Below are 14733 nucleotides of genomic sequence, written 5' to 3'. Positions count from 1 at the left end.
GATGAAGGGGCCAGGGAGGAAATGGAATGAAAAAGATATCAATTGTAATTCCTTCGTTTAATGAAGAGGACAACATTGTATCTGTATATGAATCACTGCAGAACCATTTAGGGCATCTGCCCTATGAAATAGAGGCACTTTATGTAGATGATGGAAGCTCGGACCGGACACTGACAAAGATGAGAGAGCTTGCCGGGATGCATGAAAATGTAAGCTACGTTTCTTTTACCCGTAATTTTGGAAAAGAAGCAGCATTGATTGCCGGACTGCATCATGCGGACGGGGACGCTGTAGTAATCATTGACGCTGACCTGCAGCATCCGTCCGAAGTGATTCTCGAACTGATTGAAGGATACGAAGAAGGCTATGATCAGGTGATTGCAAAACGGAACCGGGAAGGAGATTCCAAGTTCCGTTCCGGTATGGCATCGATGTATTATAAATTTATTAACAGAATGGTGGATGTGAAGCTTGAAGACGGCGTCGGTGATTTCCGCCTCTTAAGCCGGCGGGCGTTGGACGCCCTGCTATCCCTGAGTGAAGCCAACCGTTTTTCGAAGGGGCTTTTTTCATGGATCGGCTTTCCGTCCAAAACGGTTTACTACGAAAATGTCCAGCGCCAGGAGGGCGAAACCAAATGGTCGTTTTCGAGCCTGCTGAATTACGGCGTTGACGGCATGATTTCCTTTAATAACCGTCCGCTGCGTGTCTGTTTGTATACCGGCCTGGTCGTGATGCTGCTTGCGCTGGTTTATATCGGTATTACGTTTGTGCAGATTCTGAGGATGGGAATAGAAGTGCCGGGTTATTTTACGACTATTTCCGCTATACTGTTTTTAGGGGGAGTGCAGCTAATGAGCCTTGGCGTGCTCGGGGAGTATATCGGACGCATTTACTATGAAACGAAAAGGCGCCCGCACTATTTGGTGCAGGAATCTAATACGAAAAGGCGAGATGCATGAAACAGTTGAATAATGAGTTTACCAGATTTGTTTTAGTGGGCGGTATGAATACGTTAAACTACTATGCCGCCTACTTACTGCTTCACGTGGTGCTTTCGGTACCATATATGATCGCCCATATTACCGGGTTTTTTATCAGCTTTGTCATTTCTTTCTTTTTAAATACATACTTTACTTACAAAGTCAGGCCGACATGGAAGAAGTTTTTTCAATTTCCGCTGACCCAGATAGTAAACGTAGGGGCTTCATCCGTTTTTGCATATATATTTGTGGAATGGCTGAGTATTAACAGTACTATCGCCCCGTTGGGAGCGGTGATTTTTACTATACCAATCACTTTCATTGTCACAGGGAAAATACTAAAAAGATAGCGTGGGGAGAGAATGTTGAAGCACAAGCATATATGGGGGGTTATAGCAGCGGTGATTCTGGCAGTCATCGCGGCGCATGCGTTTTTCTTATACCAATGGACCAACGATACGTACATGGCCGGGCCGAATGACGGCCTGAACCAGATGGGCCCGTTTAAGCAGCTGCTGTATGATCATTACACGAGCGGTGAATTTTTTTATTCCTTTCAGCTTGGACTTGGCGGCAGTATGTTTACCCAGCTCGGTTACTATTATTCAACGAACCTGTTCTTTTATTTTCAGATGGCCGTGGTGTATATGCTGGAGCTGGTCGGGCTGATTCGTGAGCCGGACGCCGCTTTTTGGACGGAGGCCGTCATTTTTATCAGCATAGCCCGGATGACACTCGTTTCCTTTTTAGCGTACGCCTGCTTCCGTTATATGAAGCTCGACCGTCTACCTGCCCTGACAGGGGCTCTGTTGTATGCCACGTGTGTAATGTATTTCCGTCACACGGCATTTTGGGAATTTTTTGCGGATGCTTTTATCTGGCTCCCGCTGCTCATATTTGGCGTGGAAAAAATTATTCGGGAGAAAAAACCGCTGCTGTTTATTTTTGCCCTCGCAGCTACCGTCTTTTCGAACTTCTACTTTTCCTATATCGTACTCATTTTTATCGGTATTTATATATTGGCCAGGTGGCTGATCCGCCTTACACCTGGAGAAACAAAAATAGGTAAACAGATACTTTATTTCGGGGGCAGCTCTCTGCTTGGATTCGGCATCGGTCTGACCGGCTTTTTCGCCGGCATTTACGGCTACTTTAACAATTACCGGCCGGACTTTGAACAGGAGATCGTATTGTTTGATAATACAAGCAATATTCTGCTCGACAGTCGTTTTCTCATTGTGCCGACCATCTTTTTAGTGTTTGCAGTCTGGAAACAGCTGTATAAGGATCCGCGGTTTGTGCTGTTTACGGTTCTTTCGCTTGTATTTATCGTATTTCATTACAGTCCGCTGATAGGTAGCGTATTTAACGGTTTTTCCGCGCCGCGGAACCGGTTTGAGTATATCGCTGCGTTTTTACTTGCCGGGGCAGTGGCAGCAGGTATTCAGCATATCCGCAAGCTCGACTGGCGGGAGCTCGTGCCTTCGCTTATTTTTGCGACAGGCATGTACGTGTTGTTTTATTTATTGGATGCCGATTTTTCCATCGATCACTGGAGCGGATGGCTGACGCCTGGTATGATCATCATTTCCCTGGTGGCATTTATCGTAACAACAATTACGGATGTACGCGGCAAAAGAATCATTACTGCCGTTTTTGCCATTATTACGAGCGTGGTGGTCGCGAACCAGTACCAGTACGAAAAACTGTTTGAACGCGGAAGCATGAGCGGCACGACGCAGGAATTTCTCATGAGTGAGGAGTACATGGACGCAGATCAAATCGAACTGCTGGATGAAGCCTCGCAGGAGGACTCGGACGCTCTGTCCCGAACTACATGGATCAAGGACCCACAGCGCACGAATACGCCGCTTTATCTGGATTTTTTCGGGGCGGGGGCATACTCAAGTATTTTAAATGAAGAAATACTCATGTTTTATTACAATGACCTTCAGATCGATCTTGGCCGGGAGAGCATCAGCCGTTATTCGGACTTCGGGCGAAGGGCCAACATTTACAGCCTGCTGCGCGGGGAATACGCGATGTTTGAAAAGGACGGGGACGAAAATGTACCGTACGGGTTTACTCCGTTTGTAGAAAATGATGACTATATTATTTACCAGAATGAAAATGTGCTGCCGTTTGTGCGGACCACGGGACAGGTATACGCCTATGAAGACGCGGAAGAAGCGGCACCGCTTGAAAAAGAGCATGCCATGCTGAACGGCGTGATCCTCGAGGAACCGGACGAAGCGGCCGAATTTCCGAGGGAAGAGTCTGTCATTGCCAGTGAAAATGTTGAAGCTGTAAATGGCACCTACGAGAACGAAATGCTTACGGTTACCGGGGAAGAGGGCGGACTCAATATTACAGTGCCGGAGGATGAAAACGTGGAGGATTACTACGTGGATTTTCTCCTCCGCCAGGAGCCCGGCGTTGGTTTTTTCCGGATGAACGTCAACGAATTTGAAACCTCCCGCAAGGCAAGAGATTCGCTGTACCGCACCGATGAAAATGATTTAACGATTCGCGTGGAAAATCCTGAGGACAACGTCATAGAGATCCGGATGCCTGAAGGAGAATATCATCTTGAAGACCTCGCCGTTTATGGAGAAACGTATGAACAATTAAATGAGGCCAACGCCCAGGCAGAGGAGAACGCCCGGGATGTAGACGTGAACGGTAATGAAGTTGACGCAGTTATTGAAAACGATACAGGAGATGCGTACGCTGTGATGCCAATTCCTTATGAAAAAGGTTGGAGAGCTAAAGTAAACGGAGAAGGCGTGCCAATTGAAAAAGCAAACGGGGCGTTTACTGCTGTTCCGCTTGAAGAAGGGGAAAACAACCTTTCTCTCACGTACTACCCGCCTTATTTCTGGTGGATGACCGCGGTATCGGTGGTCTCGCTTATATTAGCAGCATTATGGGGCATTAAAAAAAGAAGAAAATAATATTTCCCGGGAAATAAAAAAAGGCCGCGCGAACGGCCTTTTTTTATTATGAAAATTCTACTGCCGGCCCCGTTAAAATGCCGCTGAACAGATTAATCAGCAGAAGCACCGTTAAAATAAAAAAGATAAGAAAGCTTATCCGGCTCTGGGCTTTAAAATGAGCCGCCAGGCCAACGCCCCATAGAGCGGTAATAACAAGGCCGGCATAAACGTATAACGAAATACCGCCGCTCACTACGATGGCTGTAACAATCAGAAGAATATCAGTGGTGATAACAAGTAATGCAGAAATGGCTAAAAGCATGCTGCTGAACATTTTCATTCTGGCGTCTTCCATATATAAGCTCCTTTACGAAGAATAAACTTCCTTCAATGTATCATAAACCCTGTTGGAGAGGAAAATAAGAAGCAGGAAAAAAAGTACAGCTGAAGCCACTTATGTTTAAAGCAGCGGCAAACCGTAGTATATTGGGTGGAATAAAACGAAAAGGAAGAGAGAGGGGAAGAGATGAAAGAGCCGCAGCTGATACGGATGAAATGGAGAGACGCCCTGTTTGCACATTGGGAAAAAGACCCCGGTGAAGTGGCCCGCACTCTGCCGGATCGTATGGACGTAGATACGTTTCGGGGGAAGGCGTATGTAGGGGTGGTTTCGTTTTCAATGCACGATATCCGCCCGTTTTTTCTGCCAGGCCGGACTGGCCTGAACTTCCCGGAATTAAACCTGCGTACGTATGTACGTGTAGACGGGGTCCCGGGCATTTACTTTTATAATTTAGATGCTGCCTCTCCGCTCGGTGTTTGGATAGCACGACGGAATTTTGCTATACCGTACTACCAGGCACGCTTTTCGATCCGCCGTCATCAAAGCTGGACGTACTGGAATCACCACCGGAGATCGGGAAACGTCCGCTTTCGTGCCAGGTACCGGGCGACAGGAGAACAGCTGCCGGCTGCAGCTGGCTCGCTCGAAAATTGGCTTGCTGAGAGGTACCGTTTTTACACGGCCAAAAACAGACAGGTATGGTACGGGGACGTCGTGCACGAGCCGTGGGAGCTGTATCGCGGGGAGTATATGGAAGAAGAAAACGGACTGCTTATAGCCGGTGGGTTCGGGAAGTCAGACGGCCGTCCTGCTCATGTGATGGTCAGCCCCGGCGTGAGCGTGGGAGCCGCAAGACTGCGAAAAAAATAAGCCTCTGCTTCCGAATACGGAGCAGAGGCTTAAATACGTTCATGATTTTACGGCTGATCGACCGGGCGAACGACAATTTCATTGACGTCCACGTGAGCCGGCTGGGTAAGTGCATAGTATACTGCTTCTGCAATATCTTCTGAATTCAGCTGCTGCACGTTCAGTACTGAATCGAACTGTTCCATTACTTCTTTATCCGTAATAGTTTCAGTCAGCTCTGTATTAACCACGCCTGGAGAGATGGCAGTCGTACGAATGTTAGTTTGGGCTACTTCCTGTTCTAAGCCCATCATGATAGCCTTCACGGCAAACTTCGTACCACTGTAGACGGAGCTGCCAGGGAAGATTTGGTGGGCAGCTACAGAGGATGTGGAAATAATGTGGCCGTCATTATTTTCAATCATGTGTGGAAGGATAGCATTGATGCCGTAAAGGACACCTTTAATGTTTACATCCACCATCTGGTCCCACTCATCCACTTTTTGGTTTTTCAATAAAGAAAGCGGCATTAGGCCGGCGTTGTTAAAGAGGCCGTATACTTTGCCAAAGTGATTTACTGCTTCACGTCCGAGCTCTTCCATCTGTTCACGGGAAGTAACATCAGTCTCTTTGACGATGATTTCGCCAGGCTGATCGGAAAGCTCTTCTTTAATTTCGTTTAAGCGTTCGAGACGGCGGGCGGCAAGTGCTACGTTAGCGCCGTTTTCGACGAGCTTTTTAGCAGTTGCTCTGCCGATGCCGCTGCTTGCTCCTGTAATAATAAACGTTTTACCTTGAAGTTCTGTCATGACGTGTATCGCTCCTTTTTTCTATAAGCTGTTTCTGCCATAACGTTAGTTACTTTAAAATGATAAGTGGCATCGGAATATATGATACCCGTTGTGTGTGGATTCAATCATCCAATTTTTTCTAAGAAGGCAAAAATATATTGTGAGACGTTCATGACAGGGAAATCCCGGGGGCTCTTCCGGACAATTTTTTGGTTCTCTGTTCGAGCATTAAAAAACTCCCGGCTATCTGCCGGAAGCTTACGACTTCACATGTGGGGGTCTTTTCTTCGGAGTGAAAATAATCTGTACCAAAAGACAGAGGGAAGCGGCCATGATGACTCCAATTTCTATGTAATACCAGAACAGTTCACCGCTATTCAGCTGGAACATAGTGACTACACCGATCATCAGCAGGCCAATGCCGATACGGTTCATCCACCTCCAGCGCACAGCAAAAGCAGCGAACCATTGAATGAATGGAAGATTAAATACAAGCCACAGGACAATCGATGCCCCGATGCCGATCAGCCAGTACCCCTGCCCGATAAATAACTCAGCAGAAAAACGGGCAATGCTGATAATAGGTATATTCATGGCGGCACCTAAAATAATTCCGAGCAAAAATGTTAGAAAACGCCGCACGTCAATTCACCTCGAATGAGTTTCCCGGCCGAAAATGTACCAGGATATTACAAATAATATAACCGCTTATGATACGATGATACATAATCAAAGTAAAGAAAGGAAGGGTATTTCGATGGCTTCTATTGAAAATTTTCACGACCTGGATATCAGAGTAGGAAAGATTGTACAGATAAAAGAATTTCCAGAGGCGAAAAAGCCGGCGTATAAGGCATGGGTGGACTTTGGAGAAGAAGTGGGAGTGAAGCAGTCCAGTGCTCAAATTACAGATTTATATGAAATAAATGACCTGGAAGGGAAAAAAGTGATTGGTATTGTGAATCTTCCTCCAATGAAAATTGCTTCATTCACTTCAGAATGCTTAATTTTGGGCGTTTATACGGACGAAGGGGTGACTCTTCTGCAAACAGATCACGAAACGAAGACCGGAGAAAAAATCGGCTGAGAGGGTGAAGGTATGAAATACGTTATTACGGGAGCCACGGGACACCTCGGGGAAAAAGTAACGGAAGAACTGCTTGAACTTGTCCCAAAGGAACAGGTGACTCTGGGAGTGCGGAGTCCCGAAAAAGCAGGGGTGTTCAGAGAGCAGAATATTAACATAGAAAAAATGGATTACTATTCGTTTGACGAACAGGCGGCGGCTTTTCACAATGCGGATGTTGTGCTTTATATCCCGAGCATTACGCACCCATCCGAACAGCGGATCAAAGAATTTCAGACTTCTGTTGAAGCGGCGGAACAGGCTGGAGTAAAGCAGTTTGTGTTTATCGGATTCACGGCAGACCATTGGAACAACCCCTTCCATATGAGCCCATTTTTCGGCTATGCTGTGCGGCGTATTGCGATGAGCCGAATGGCCGGAACGATTATTCGCAATGGAGTGTATGCCGACCCGCTGATTTCTTACACGGAGGAACTGGTTCGGACCAAAAGGCTGCCTTATCCTGCAGGAAGAGGAGCTATTTCCTTTATTTCGAGAAGGGATCTGGCTAAGGCTATAGCTGCTGCAGCTGCAGCACCTGAAAGACACGAAGGTGTTTATACGCTGACCGGGATACAGGCGTATACGATGGAGGAGTTGTGTGAGCTGCTTTCTAACATTACAGGAGAACGCATTCGTTATGAACCAATGGAGGTTCAGGAATTTGCCCGGACATACGATGACGGCTCCGGCTTTGGAAGTGTGAACGCTTCTCTGTATGAAGCGGCTTCGATGGGATTAATGGGAGAGGTTACTTCGGATGTGGAGAGACTCACCGGAAAGCCTCCGGAAATGCTGCGGTCATACCTCGAGCGTCACTTATTATAGAAAAAGGACACGCTGCCTGCGTGTCCTTTGATCGTTGTACTACTCTTTGAGAAAACGGAGCAGCTCCTGGTTGAACTTTTCTTTTTCATCTACGAAAAGGCCATGGCCGCTGTTTTCGAAAGGAACGACCTTCAGGTCTTTGATTCCTTTCTGAAGCTCGCTGGAAAATTCATACGGGCAGATCTGGTCGTTTTTTCCGTGAAAGCTTTCGGCAGGGATCGTGATGGAAGAAAGATCCTCAAAGGAATCTTCATCCCGCAGGGCTTCTGCTGAATGGATCGTCGAATAACTGCCGGCTTCCATCCCCAGGCCGTGGAACCAGGTTTTAAATACATCAGAAACATCGTCACTGCCAAAGAACATACCTCCGAAATCCTCGAGCATTTTCGGCCGGTCGGTGTTCAGGTTATCAATAATGCCATCCACGTCTTTTTTCTCCATGCCGTACGGAAAGTTTTCCCGCTGCGTGAAGCTTGGAGCCGCCGGCGCAAGCAGAAGCAGCTTAGAAACTCCCTGCTGCTGATGCCGGGCCATGTAGCGAAGGGCTATCGGGCCTCCCATGGAAAAACCGGCCAGGACAAAGCTATCGAGCCCCATGGCGTCAATGACTCCCTTAACATCATCAGCCATCTGATTGTAATCATACCCGTTCCACGGCTTGTCGGACTGGCCGTATCCCCGGAGGTCGATGCCGATAAACCGGTATCCGTGCTTCGGCAGCTCATTGATCTGGTATTCGTACATTTTGTGATTGACCGGCCAGCCGTGTATAAAAACAACCGGCGTTCCTTCACCGATATCCTCCACATAGATATGCACATCTTCTTCTACAGCTACATAATGTCCCATTCTAAGCAAATCCTCCTTCACTGGCTAAATATACAAGATAAAATAAAATACCCTTTTTGCCTGCGTGGTAAACTCTGTGCGCTTTATTTGACAATGATAATCTTTTTCAATTAACCTATTGCTAATGAGATAAAAGACACCGGTAAAAAAGAAGTAATTGGAAAAATGCAGCAGAAAGGGGGCAGGTCATGAGAGGAACAATCACTCACCATCAGATTATGGACCGCGATGTATATGTATACCTGCCTCCGGATTACCACCGGAACAAACAGAAGCGTTATCCTGTTATTTATGTTCAGGACGGGGCATATTTATTCCGGGAGTCGGGCAGTGTGTGGGAAGCTCTGATGGAAGCGGGATATATGCAGCCGGTAGTAATGGTCGGTGTGGAACCGAAAAGCCGTATTCATGAATACACACCGTGGCCTTCAAAGGCCCTCTCTCTGCACCATCCGGATTTTAAGGGTCTCGGTACAGAATACGCATACATACTGACTAATGGCATCCGTCCGTATATTAACGAAAAATACCGGGTGAGAACAGAGGCTTCACATACCGGGTTGATTGGAGCTTCACTTGGAGGGCTTGTGTCAATTTATATTGCCGATCTGTATCCCCACGTGTTCCAAAAGGTTGGCCTGATTTCTGCTTCGCTCTGGTATGAAGGGATGGGGTCTTTTATTAAAGATAGACTCTCTCTTACCCTGCGCCATTACGTATATCTGTATGTGGGAGAGTGGGAAGGAAGCGGGCAGCCGCTTATTGAACCCTACATGGTGCCGAGAACGCAGATGATGTATGAACTTCTCCGAAAGCAGCTTGAAAATCAGGTGGCGCTCCATATAAAACCGAAGGCTATGCATGACAGAAAGTATTTCATTTCCCAGTTTCCTGCAGCCTGTACATGGTTGTTTCCGCCCCTGTATTAGCAGTATAGTAAGAGAAAAGGCACACATGGAGGAACTGGGAATGGAAGCAGAGTTTTTCTTTCGGTCCATACTAATGCCAGCGGTTGTTATTTTCTGTCTGATCTTTTATCTGACGCTTTTCTGGGTGCATCGACGAGGAAGGTTCAGCAGAAGTGAAAATAAAAATGCACGCCAGGCAAAAATTATTCGTAACGGATTTATACTGACAGGTTTTCTTGCTTTTATATGGTTTTTCTCGCTCTATATTTAATCACCTGCGCTGTGGCGGGTGATTTTTATGTTATGGAGGCGGGAGGGAGGGAATCAGAAGGAGTAAAAAAGGAGTGAAAAACGTTGGGAAAAAATATTGATCTTGTATTTGGCGGCTATGAGCTGCGTGTGACGAAAGTATATCAGCTGATTTATCATATCAATGACCTGCTGCTTGCCCTCGTTTTTTTAGTCGGCAGCTTTTTATTTTTCTCAGAGACGACCACATTTTACGGTACCTGGCTGTTTGTGATCGGGAGCCTTCAGATGTTTATTCGTCCGGTCATAGCTCTAGCTCACCAGGTTCATGTAACCAGAGTGAGAAAACAGAGAAAAGAGTATGCCGGAAAGCAGGGTGCACGGGCTGTCCGTGTTCGGAAAGGGAGTCGTTCCTATAAGCTGTAGCCGAACCCGGCGCCTGAAACTGACTTATGTTAAAATATGGCTGTAGAAACGGAGAACGGAGGGGAAAGATGAAAAAGACGGCTGCAGCAGCGGGCGCTATAGTCCTCCTTGGAGGGCTCAGTGCCTGCAATAACCGCGAGAGTGCGGAGGACAAAATGCAGGAATTTACAGACGCATGGAACAACCAAAATTTCGAAGAAATGTACGGGTATTTAAGCTCAGAGGCTCGCGAGCAGATTGACGAGGAAACGTTTATTAACCGGCACGAAACAATTTACGAGGATACAAATGCTGAAGAACTGAATATTCAGAACGGCGAGGCCGGTGAAGACGCTGAGGGGGAAGAAGAAACAACGCTCCCTTTCTCCGTAAGCATGACGACGAGTGCAGGCGATGTTGCCTTTGAAAAGGAAGCTTCCTGGGTGCTTGAAGAGACAGAGGACGACGGAGAGGAATGGCAGCTGGACTGGTCTCCTTCGTACATATTTGAAGAACTGGGATGGGAAGAAACGGTAAATGTAGAACGGACGGAGCCGGAACGCGGAGAAATTCTGGCGGAAGGCGGTGATCCGCTTGCAACGAATGTGGAAACGACCAGAGTAAGTCTGGTGCCTGGCAGTATGGGAGAAGAGCAGGATGATACCATTTCCACTATTGCAGAAGAACTGGATATGCCGGAAGAGGATATTACCGGGGCGCTCGAGCAGGACTGGGTTTCAGACGAGAGCTCGGTGCCGGTAAAGACCCTCTCTCCTGATGATGAAGAAGCAGCGTCAGCAGTGGAGGATCTTCCAGGGGTCCAGCTTTCTGAAGTCGGAAACCAGCGGTATTATCCGGAACAGGAGGCCGCTGCTCATTTAACAGGCTATACTGGAAATATCTCAGGAGAAGAGCTTGAAGAACGGGGCGGCACGTATACACAGTCGTCCGAAATTGGCAAGGCCGGGCTTGAATATGTGTATGAAGACCGGCTGCGCGGTGAGCCGGGCATGCTGATCTCTACTTCGGAGGACGACGTGATTGCAGAGGAAGAAGCGGTCGCCGGGGAAGATGTGGAGACGACCATCGATACGTCGCTGCAGGAGCGTGCCTACGAGCAGATAGAGGAGGATGTGGGAGCTACGGCAGCACTAAATCCGCAGAACGGCGATACGCTGGCACTGGTCAGCGCCCCTTCCTACAACCCAAACAATTACATTTACGGCTGGCCGGAAGATGAGCTGAATGATTTCAATGACAGCGAGAACCGTCCGCGTGCTGCTAAATTCAACAGCACGTACGCTCCTGGTTCAACGGTGAAGCCTATTACCGCTTCGGTTGGTCTGAGTAATGAAGCTATTACCCCGGATGAAGAAATGACAATCGAAGGCCTTGAATGGCAGCCTGACAGCTCCTGGGGCGGCTATTCAGTGACCCGGGTGGACGATGCATTGAGTGAGGTGAACCTGCGCGAGGCGTTAATTACGTCGGATAATATTTATTTTGCGCGCACAGCGTTGAATACTGGAGCAGAAGATTTCACCACTGGTTTGGAAGGGTTCGGTTTTAATCAGGAGATTCCATATGATTTTCCAATAGGGGAGTCGACGATTGCTTCGGACGGTCTCGATTCTGAAGTGCTGCTTGCTGACACCGGCTACGGCCAGGGGCAGATGCAGATGTCTCCGGTTCATCTGGCTTCGGCATTTACAGCCTTTACGAACGAGGGAGACATGCTTGCCCCGCAGCTGCTCGCTTCTTCTGAGCGGGAAGTCTGGGAGGAAAACGTTGTACCTGAAAGCGGCATTTCAACGATTCAGGAAGGGCTTGAAGGCGTCGTGGAGGATGATCGTGGCTCTGCGTATGAGCCTGTGAATGAAAATATTTCGATTTCAGGCAAAACCGGCACGGCGGAGCTGAAGCAGGCCGGTGAAGAGGAAGGAACGGAAAACGGCTGGTTTGTGGCGTACGATAATGAAGAGGAGGACTTATTAATTACTTCGATGATTCAAAACGTTGAGGCCCGTGGCGGCAGTGAATATGTGGTAGAGCAGACCAAGCCGCTGTTTGAAGAATAATCGGTTCACCGAATTGTCATGGATATGCAAAGAAAAAATTTAGTTGTTTTCTCATATATCAGACGAATTACGGGTATTGGATAAAAAGGATTTCTTTGTACGTCAGACGAGGGGAGTGAAAGAATGACAGGACTGTTTATTGATCCGTTTTTATGGATCACCATTGGTTTGATTTTGATTGTAATAACATTTTTGTTTTTCTGGTTCCGGCGCAGCCATGACCCGATAGGAAGAAAAATTCTGGCTGCGGTATTTATGATCTACCTGGCAACGATTGTTCGTTTTACATTGATTCCGGCACCTTATGAAGGAACGCTCGGCCCCGGCCTTCAGCTGGGGGAATATTATCAGTTTCTACCATTCTATACGATTGTAGAGTCGTTTCAGGAAGGCACATGGTTAGGGGTAATAGGAGGGCAGATTTTGCTGTACCTGCTGCTGCCAATCTTTTTTGGCATACTGATCAGTGATGACATTCACTTTATCTGGGCTTTTGCCATTGGTACGCTTTTATCCTTTTCCATACAGCTGATGGAGTTTGGCATTAACTTAATTATCGGTTACCCGACGAGAGTGGCTGATATTGATTCGATCATCTTGAATACGATCGGTGCGATGATAGGCTACGCCATATTTAAGTATTACCGGCGTATGCGAAGAAAGCAGAACAAACCGATACTCCCACCTGCCATTGCTCCGAGGGACCGCTCGGCGACGGCTAAAAAACTGTAAACGAAAAGCCGCCGTTCTTCTTTTGGGAGACGGTGGCTTCTTCTTTATATCAGCGTTCATTTCTGCTGCATGCAAGTGCCCATTGAACCAACGGCAGCTGCAAAGGAAGACGCAGCCAGTATAAAAGCGGATAGGCTCTGCCGTTTGGACGCAGAGGAATCTTGTTGACAGCCATATACACATTAGCCGGAAAAATAAGTATAAAAAAGATGGCTGCTGGTCTGCCGGCGTATTTACTCCATTTCCGCACTGTAAAAGCTGTGCCTAAAACTAGTTCTGCTGCTCCGGATCCATATACTACGGCCCTTCTCCAGGGGGCTTTTGGCGGCAGAATACGTTCGAATTTTTCCGGTGAGGTAAAATGCAGAATGCCGGCAGGAAGAAGAATTGCTGCAAGAAGCCATCGTTTCATGATAAGTATCCTTTCTGTATTAAAATAAAATGAGATAGATGCACCCTGCACAAAGAAGAGCGAGGACGAGAAAAACGAGACGGCGGACAATGTTCTGCCAGAGAGGGGATAGGGAGTTTGTCCATTCGTATACCCTTTTTTCGAATGCATGGAAGACGAACATGATGCCGGAGGTGTCTTCTTCTACCTGCTGCCTGGTAAAGGTTAAGGTACGGATGTCTTCTTTCAAACCGATCATCAGAGCAACGAACAGCAGCAGCAGAAAAGGAAAAACTAAAATAAACTGAAAAACAATAAACATAGCGACCACGCCCCCTGATTTTTGTTTTCCCTGTTCATAAAAATATCAATCCTGAGTGTAAGATTATGGTATACTGGTGCAGAAATGATGGCGATGGAGTTCGCCGAAACCGCTCTGAAAAGGGCTGATGACTCCTGTCTGTCCACGGGATACGTGCGCAGACAGGATTTTTTGCGTTAATAAGGGGGAAAAGAGATGAGACTGTACGTATGGATGGCCGTTGGCGGGGCTGTTGGCAGCCTGCTGCGTTACCTTGTAGACCGGTTGTTTGCAGCGGCTCCCGGTGTATTTCCGTGGGGAACAATGGCTGCAAACATTACCGGCTGCTTTTTACTTGGATGGTTTACCTCAAGAATTATACAGCAGAAAGCATGGCCGTCTATGTGGGAGGCTGTAGTAGGTACGGGGGTTATTGGTGCTTTTACCACCTTTTCGACGTTCAGTGTGGAAACCATTCAGTTAATCGAAAACGATGCGTTGCTTGCAGCAGGAATTTACGTTTTGGTCAGTGCCGCAGGCGGACTTGTAACTGCAGGTATTGGTTACCGCGCAGGAAGGAGGAAAAGCTGATGACATGGCTGCTTGTCGCTCTTGGAGGAGCTTTTGGAGCGGCTGCCCGCGCCGCTCTAGTTTCATGGTCCAAAGAAAACGGGTGGCACCGGGTAGTCCCATTTGGCACGATGTTTGTGAACGTATCGGGGTCGTTTGTTCTCGGCCTGATCGTTGCCCGTGAAGCCGGGATTACAGAAACAGCGGGCATTGGCATCGGTTTTTTAGGCGCCTTTACGACGTTTTCCACCTTTAATATGGAAATCATTCAAAAAATAGAAGCGGGCGAAGGAAGAAATGCTTTATTGTACGGAGTTGGAAGCTATGCGCTGGGGATTTTGGCGGCGGTGGCCGGGTATTTCTTAGGGTGAAAAAAACCGTTTCCCGGGCAGGA

Annotated in this window: 18 protein-coding genes and 1 riboswitch; of the genes, 12 read left to right on the top strand and 6 right to left on the bottom strand. The window is 47.5% G+C overall.

Features of this window, described 5'->3' with window-relative positions; translation table 11 throughout:
• Window positions 1–26 precede the first annotated feature (26 nt).
• The 3 genes from ACTRXH_RS05835 to ACTRXH_RS05825 are packed head-to-tail and all read left to right on the top strand — an operon-like array spanning window position 27 to window position 3937.
• Entirely contained in the window at window positions 27–962 is a 936-nt protein-coding gene (locus ACTRXH_RS05835) for a glycosyltransferase family 2 protein (protein WP_474261012.1), read from the top strand.
• Complete coding sequence (locus ACTRXH_RS05830; RefSeq protein ID WP_474261013.1) at window positions 959–1333, top strand: GtrA family protein; 375 nt, start codon at window positions 959–961, stop codon at window positions 1331–1333. The genes ACTRXH_RS05835 and ACTRXH_RS05830 overlap by 4 nt, the downstream gene beginning before the upstream one ends.
• Window positions 1334–1348: 15 nt before the next feature.
• Window positions 1349–3937 carry a YfhO family protein gene (locus tag ACTRXH_RS05825; RefSeq protein WP_474281174.1) on the top strand — a complete coding sequence of 863 codons (2589 nt, stop codon included), beginning with the start codon at window positions 1349–1351 and terminating at the stop codon, window positions 3935–3937.
• 46 nt (window positions 3938–3983) lie between these two features.
• Here the strand turns inward: ACTRXH_RS05825 and ACTRXH_RS05820 are convergent, their stop codons facing one another.
• Complete coding sequence (locus ACTRXH_RS05820) at window positions 3984–4274, bottom strand: hypothetical protein (RefSeq protein WP_474261015.1); 291 nt, start codon at window positions 4272–4274, stop codon at window positions 3984–3986.
• A gap of 171 nt (window positions 4275–4445) precedes the next feature.
• Between ACTRXH_RS05820 and ACTRXH_RS05815 the strand changes: the two genes are divergently transcribed.
• Window positions 4446–5132 carry a YqjF family protein gene (locus tag ACTRXH_RS05815; protein WP_474281172.1) on the top strand — a complete coding sequence of 229 codons (687 nt, stop codon included), beginning with the start codon at window positions 4446–4448 and terminating at the stop codon, window positions 5130–5132.
• Window positions 5133–5179: 47 nt separating this feature from the next.
• Here ACTRXH_RS05815 and ACTRXH_RS05810 read toward each other — a convergent pair whose 3' ends face one another.
• Both ACTRXH_RS05810 and ACTRXH_RS05805 read right to left on the bottom strand, forming a co-directional pair.
• Complete coding sequence (locus tag ACTRXH_RS05810) at window positions 5180–5920, bottom strand: SDR family oxidoreductase (RefSeq protein ID WP_022793291.1); 741 nt, start codon at window positions 5918–5920, stop codon at window positions 5180–5182.
• Window positions 5921–6160: 240 nt separating this feature from the next.
• On the bottom strand, window positions 6161–6544 hold the full coding sequence (locus tag ACTRXH_RS05805; RefSeq protein WP_091613831.1) for a hypothetical protein: 384 nt from the start codon (window positions 6542–6544) through the stop codon (window positions 6161–6163).
• 115 nt (window positions 6545–6659) lie between these two features.
• On the opposite strand from ACTRXH_RS05805, the gene ACTRXH_RS05800 reads away from it, so the two are divergent.
• Together ACTRXH_RS05800 and ACTRXH_RS05795 are read left to right on the top strand one after the other, a co-directional pair.
• Window positions 6660–6989, top strand: coding sequence for a tRNA-binding protein (locus ACTRXH_RS05800; protein ID WP_474261017.1), 330 nt, complete (start codon window positions 6660–6662; stop codon window positions 6987–6989).
• A 12-nt stretch (window positions 6990–7001) separates the two neighbouring features.
• On the top strand, window positions 7002–7856 hold the full coding sequence (locus ACTRXH_RS05795) for an NmrA family NAD(P)-binding protein (protein WP_474281170.1): 855 nt from the start codon (window positions 7002–7004) through the stop codon (window positions 7854–7856).
• A 39-nt stretch (window positions 7857–7895) separates the two neighbouring features.
• On the opposite strand, the gene ACTRXH_RS05790 is transcribed toward ACTRXH_RS05795, so the two are convergent.
• A complete protein-coding gene (locus ACTRXH_RS05790; protein WP_474281168.1) occupies window positions 7896–8705 on the bottom strand; it encodes an alpha/beta fold hydrolase in 810 nt (269 codons plus the stop codon).
• A gap of 188 nt (window positions 8706–8893) precedes the next feature.
• On the opposite strand from ACTRXH_RS05790, the gene ACTRXH_RS05785 reads away from it, so the two are divergent.
• The 4 genes from ACTRXH_RS05785 (at window position 8894) to ACTRXH_RS05770 (ending at window position 13077) form a co-directional block, all read left to right on the top strand.
• Window positions 8894–9634, top strand: a complete 741-nt coding sequence (locus ACTRXH_RS05785; protein WP_474281166.1) for an alpha/beta hydrolase — start codon at window positions 8894–8896, stop codon at window positions 9632–9634.
• Window positions 9635–9967: 333 nt separating this feature from the next.
• Window positions 9968–10288: a YrhK family protein gene (locus ACTRXH_RS05780; RefSeq protein WP_474261021.1), complete on the top strand. Its 321-nt coding sequence runs from the start codon at window positions 9968–9970 to the stop codon at window positions 10286–10288.
• A 68-nt stretch (window positions 10289–10356) separates the two neighbouring features.
• A complete protein-coding gene (locus tag ACTRXH_RS05775; RefSeq protein WP_474281164.1) occupies window positions 10357–12345 on the top strand; it encodes a penicillin-binding transpeptidase domain-containing protein in 1989 nt (662 codons plus the stop codon).
• Window positions 12346–12468: 123 nt separating this feature from the next.
• Window positions 12469–13077, top strand: a complete 609-nt coding sequence (locus ACTRXH_RS05770) for a VanZ family protein (RefSeq protein ID WP_474261023.1) — start codon at window positions 12469–12471, stop codon at window positions 13075–13077.
• A gap of 49 nt (window positions 13078–13126) precedes the next feature.
• Here the strand turns inward: ACTRXH_RS05770 and ACTRXH_RS05765 are convergent, their stop codons facing one another.
• Window positions 13127–13489, bottom strand: coding sequence for a DoxX family protein (locus ACTRXH_RS05765; RefSeq protein ID WP_474281162.1), 363 nt, complete (start codon window positions 13487–13489; stop codon window positions 13127–13129).
• Between the two features lie 19 nt (window positions 13490–13508).
• Complete coding sequence (locus ACTRXH_RS05760) at window positions 13509–13790, bottom strand: hypothetical protein (protein ID WP_474261026.1); 282 nt, start codon at window positions 13788–13790, stop codon at window positions 13509–13511.
• A gap of 80 nt (window positions 13791–13870) precedes the next feature.
• A riboswitch (Fluoride riboswitch) is annotated at window positions 13871–13934 on the top strand.
• 51 nt (window positions 13935–13985) lie between these two features.
• Between ACTRXH_RS05760 and crcB the strand changes: the two genes are divergently transcribed.
• Together crcB and ACTRXH_RS05750 are read left to right on the top strand one after the other, a co-directional pair.
• Window positions 13986–14360 (top strand): fluoride efflux transporter CrcB, encoded by a 375-nt coding sequence (gene crcB / locus ACTRXH_RS05755; protein WP_474281160.1) that lies wholly within the window; start codon window positions 13986–13988, stop codon window positions 14358–14360.
• A complete protein-coding gene (locus tag ACTRXH_RS05750; RefSeq protein WP_474281158.1) occupies window positions 14360–14710 on the top strand; it encodes a fluoride efflux transporter FluC in 351 nt (116 codons plus the stop codon). The genes crcB and ACTRXH_RS05750 overlap by 1 nt, the downstream gene beginning before the upstream one ends.
• Window positions 14711–14733 lie beyond the last annotated feature (23 nt).

It is taken from the genome of Marinococcus sp. LNHM5E3-2.1 (assembly GCF_056034365.1).
The sequence above is the reverse complement of the archived record's forward strand: the minus strand, read 5'-3'. Positions and strand labels throughout refer to the sequence as shown.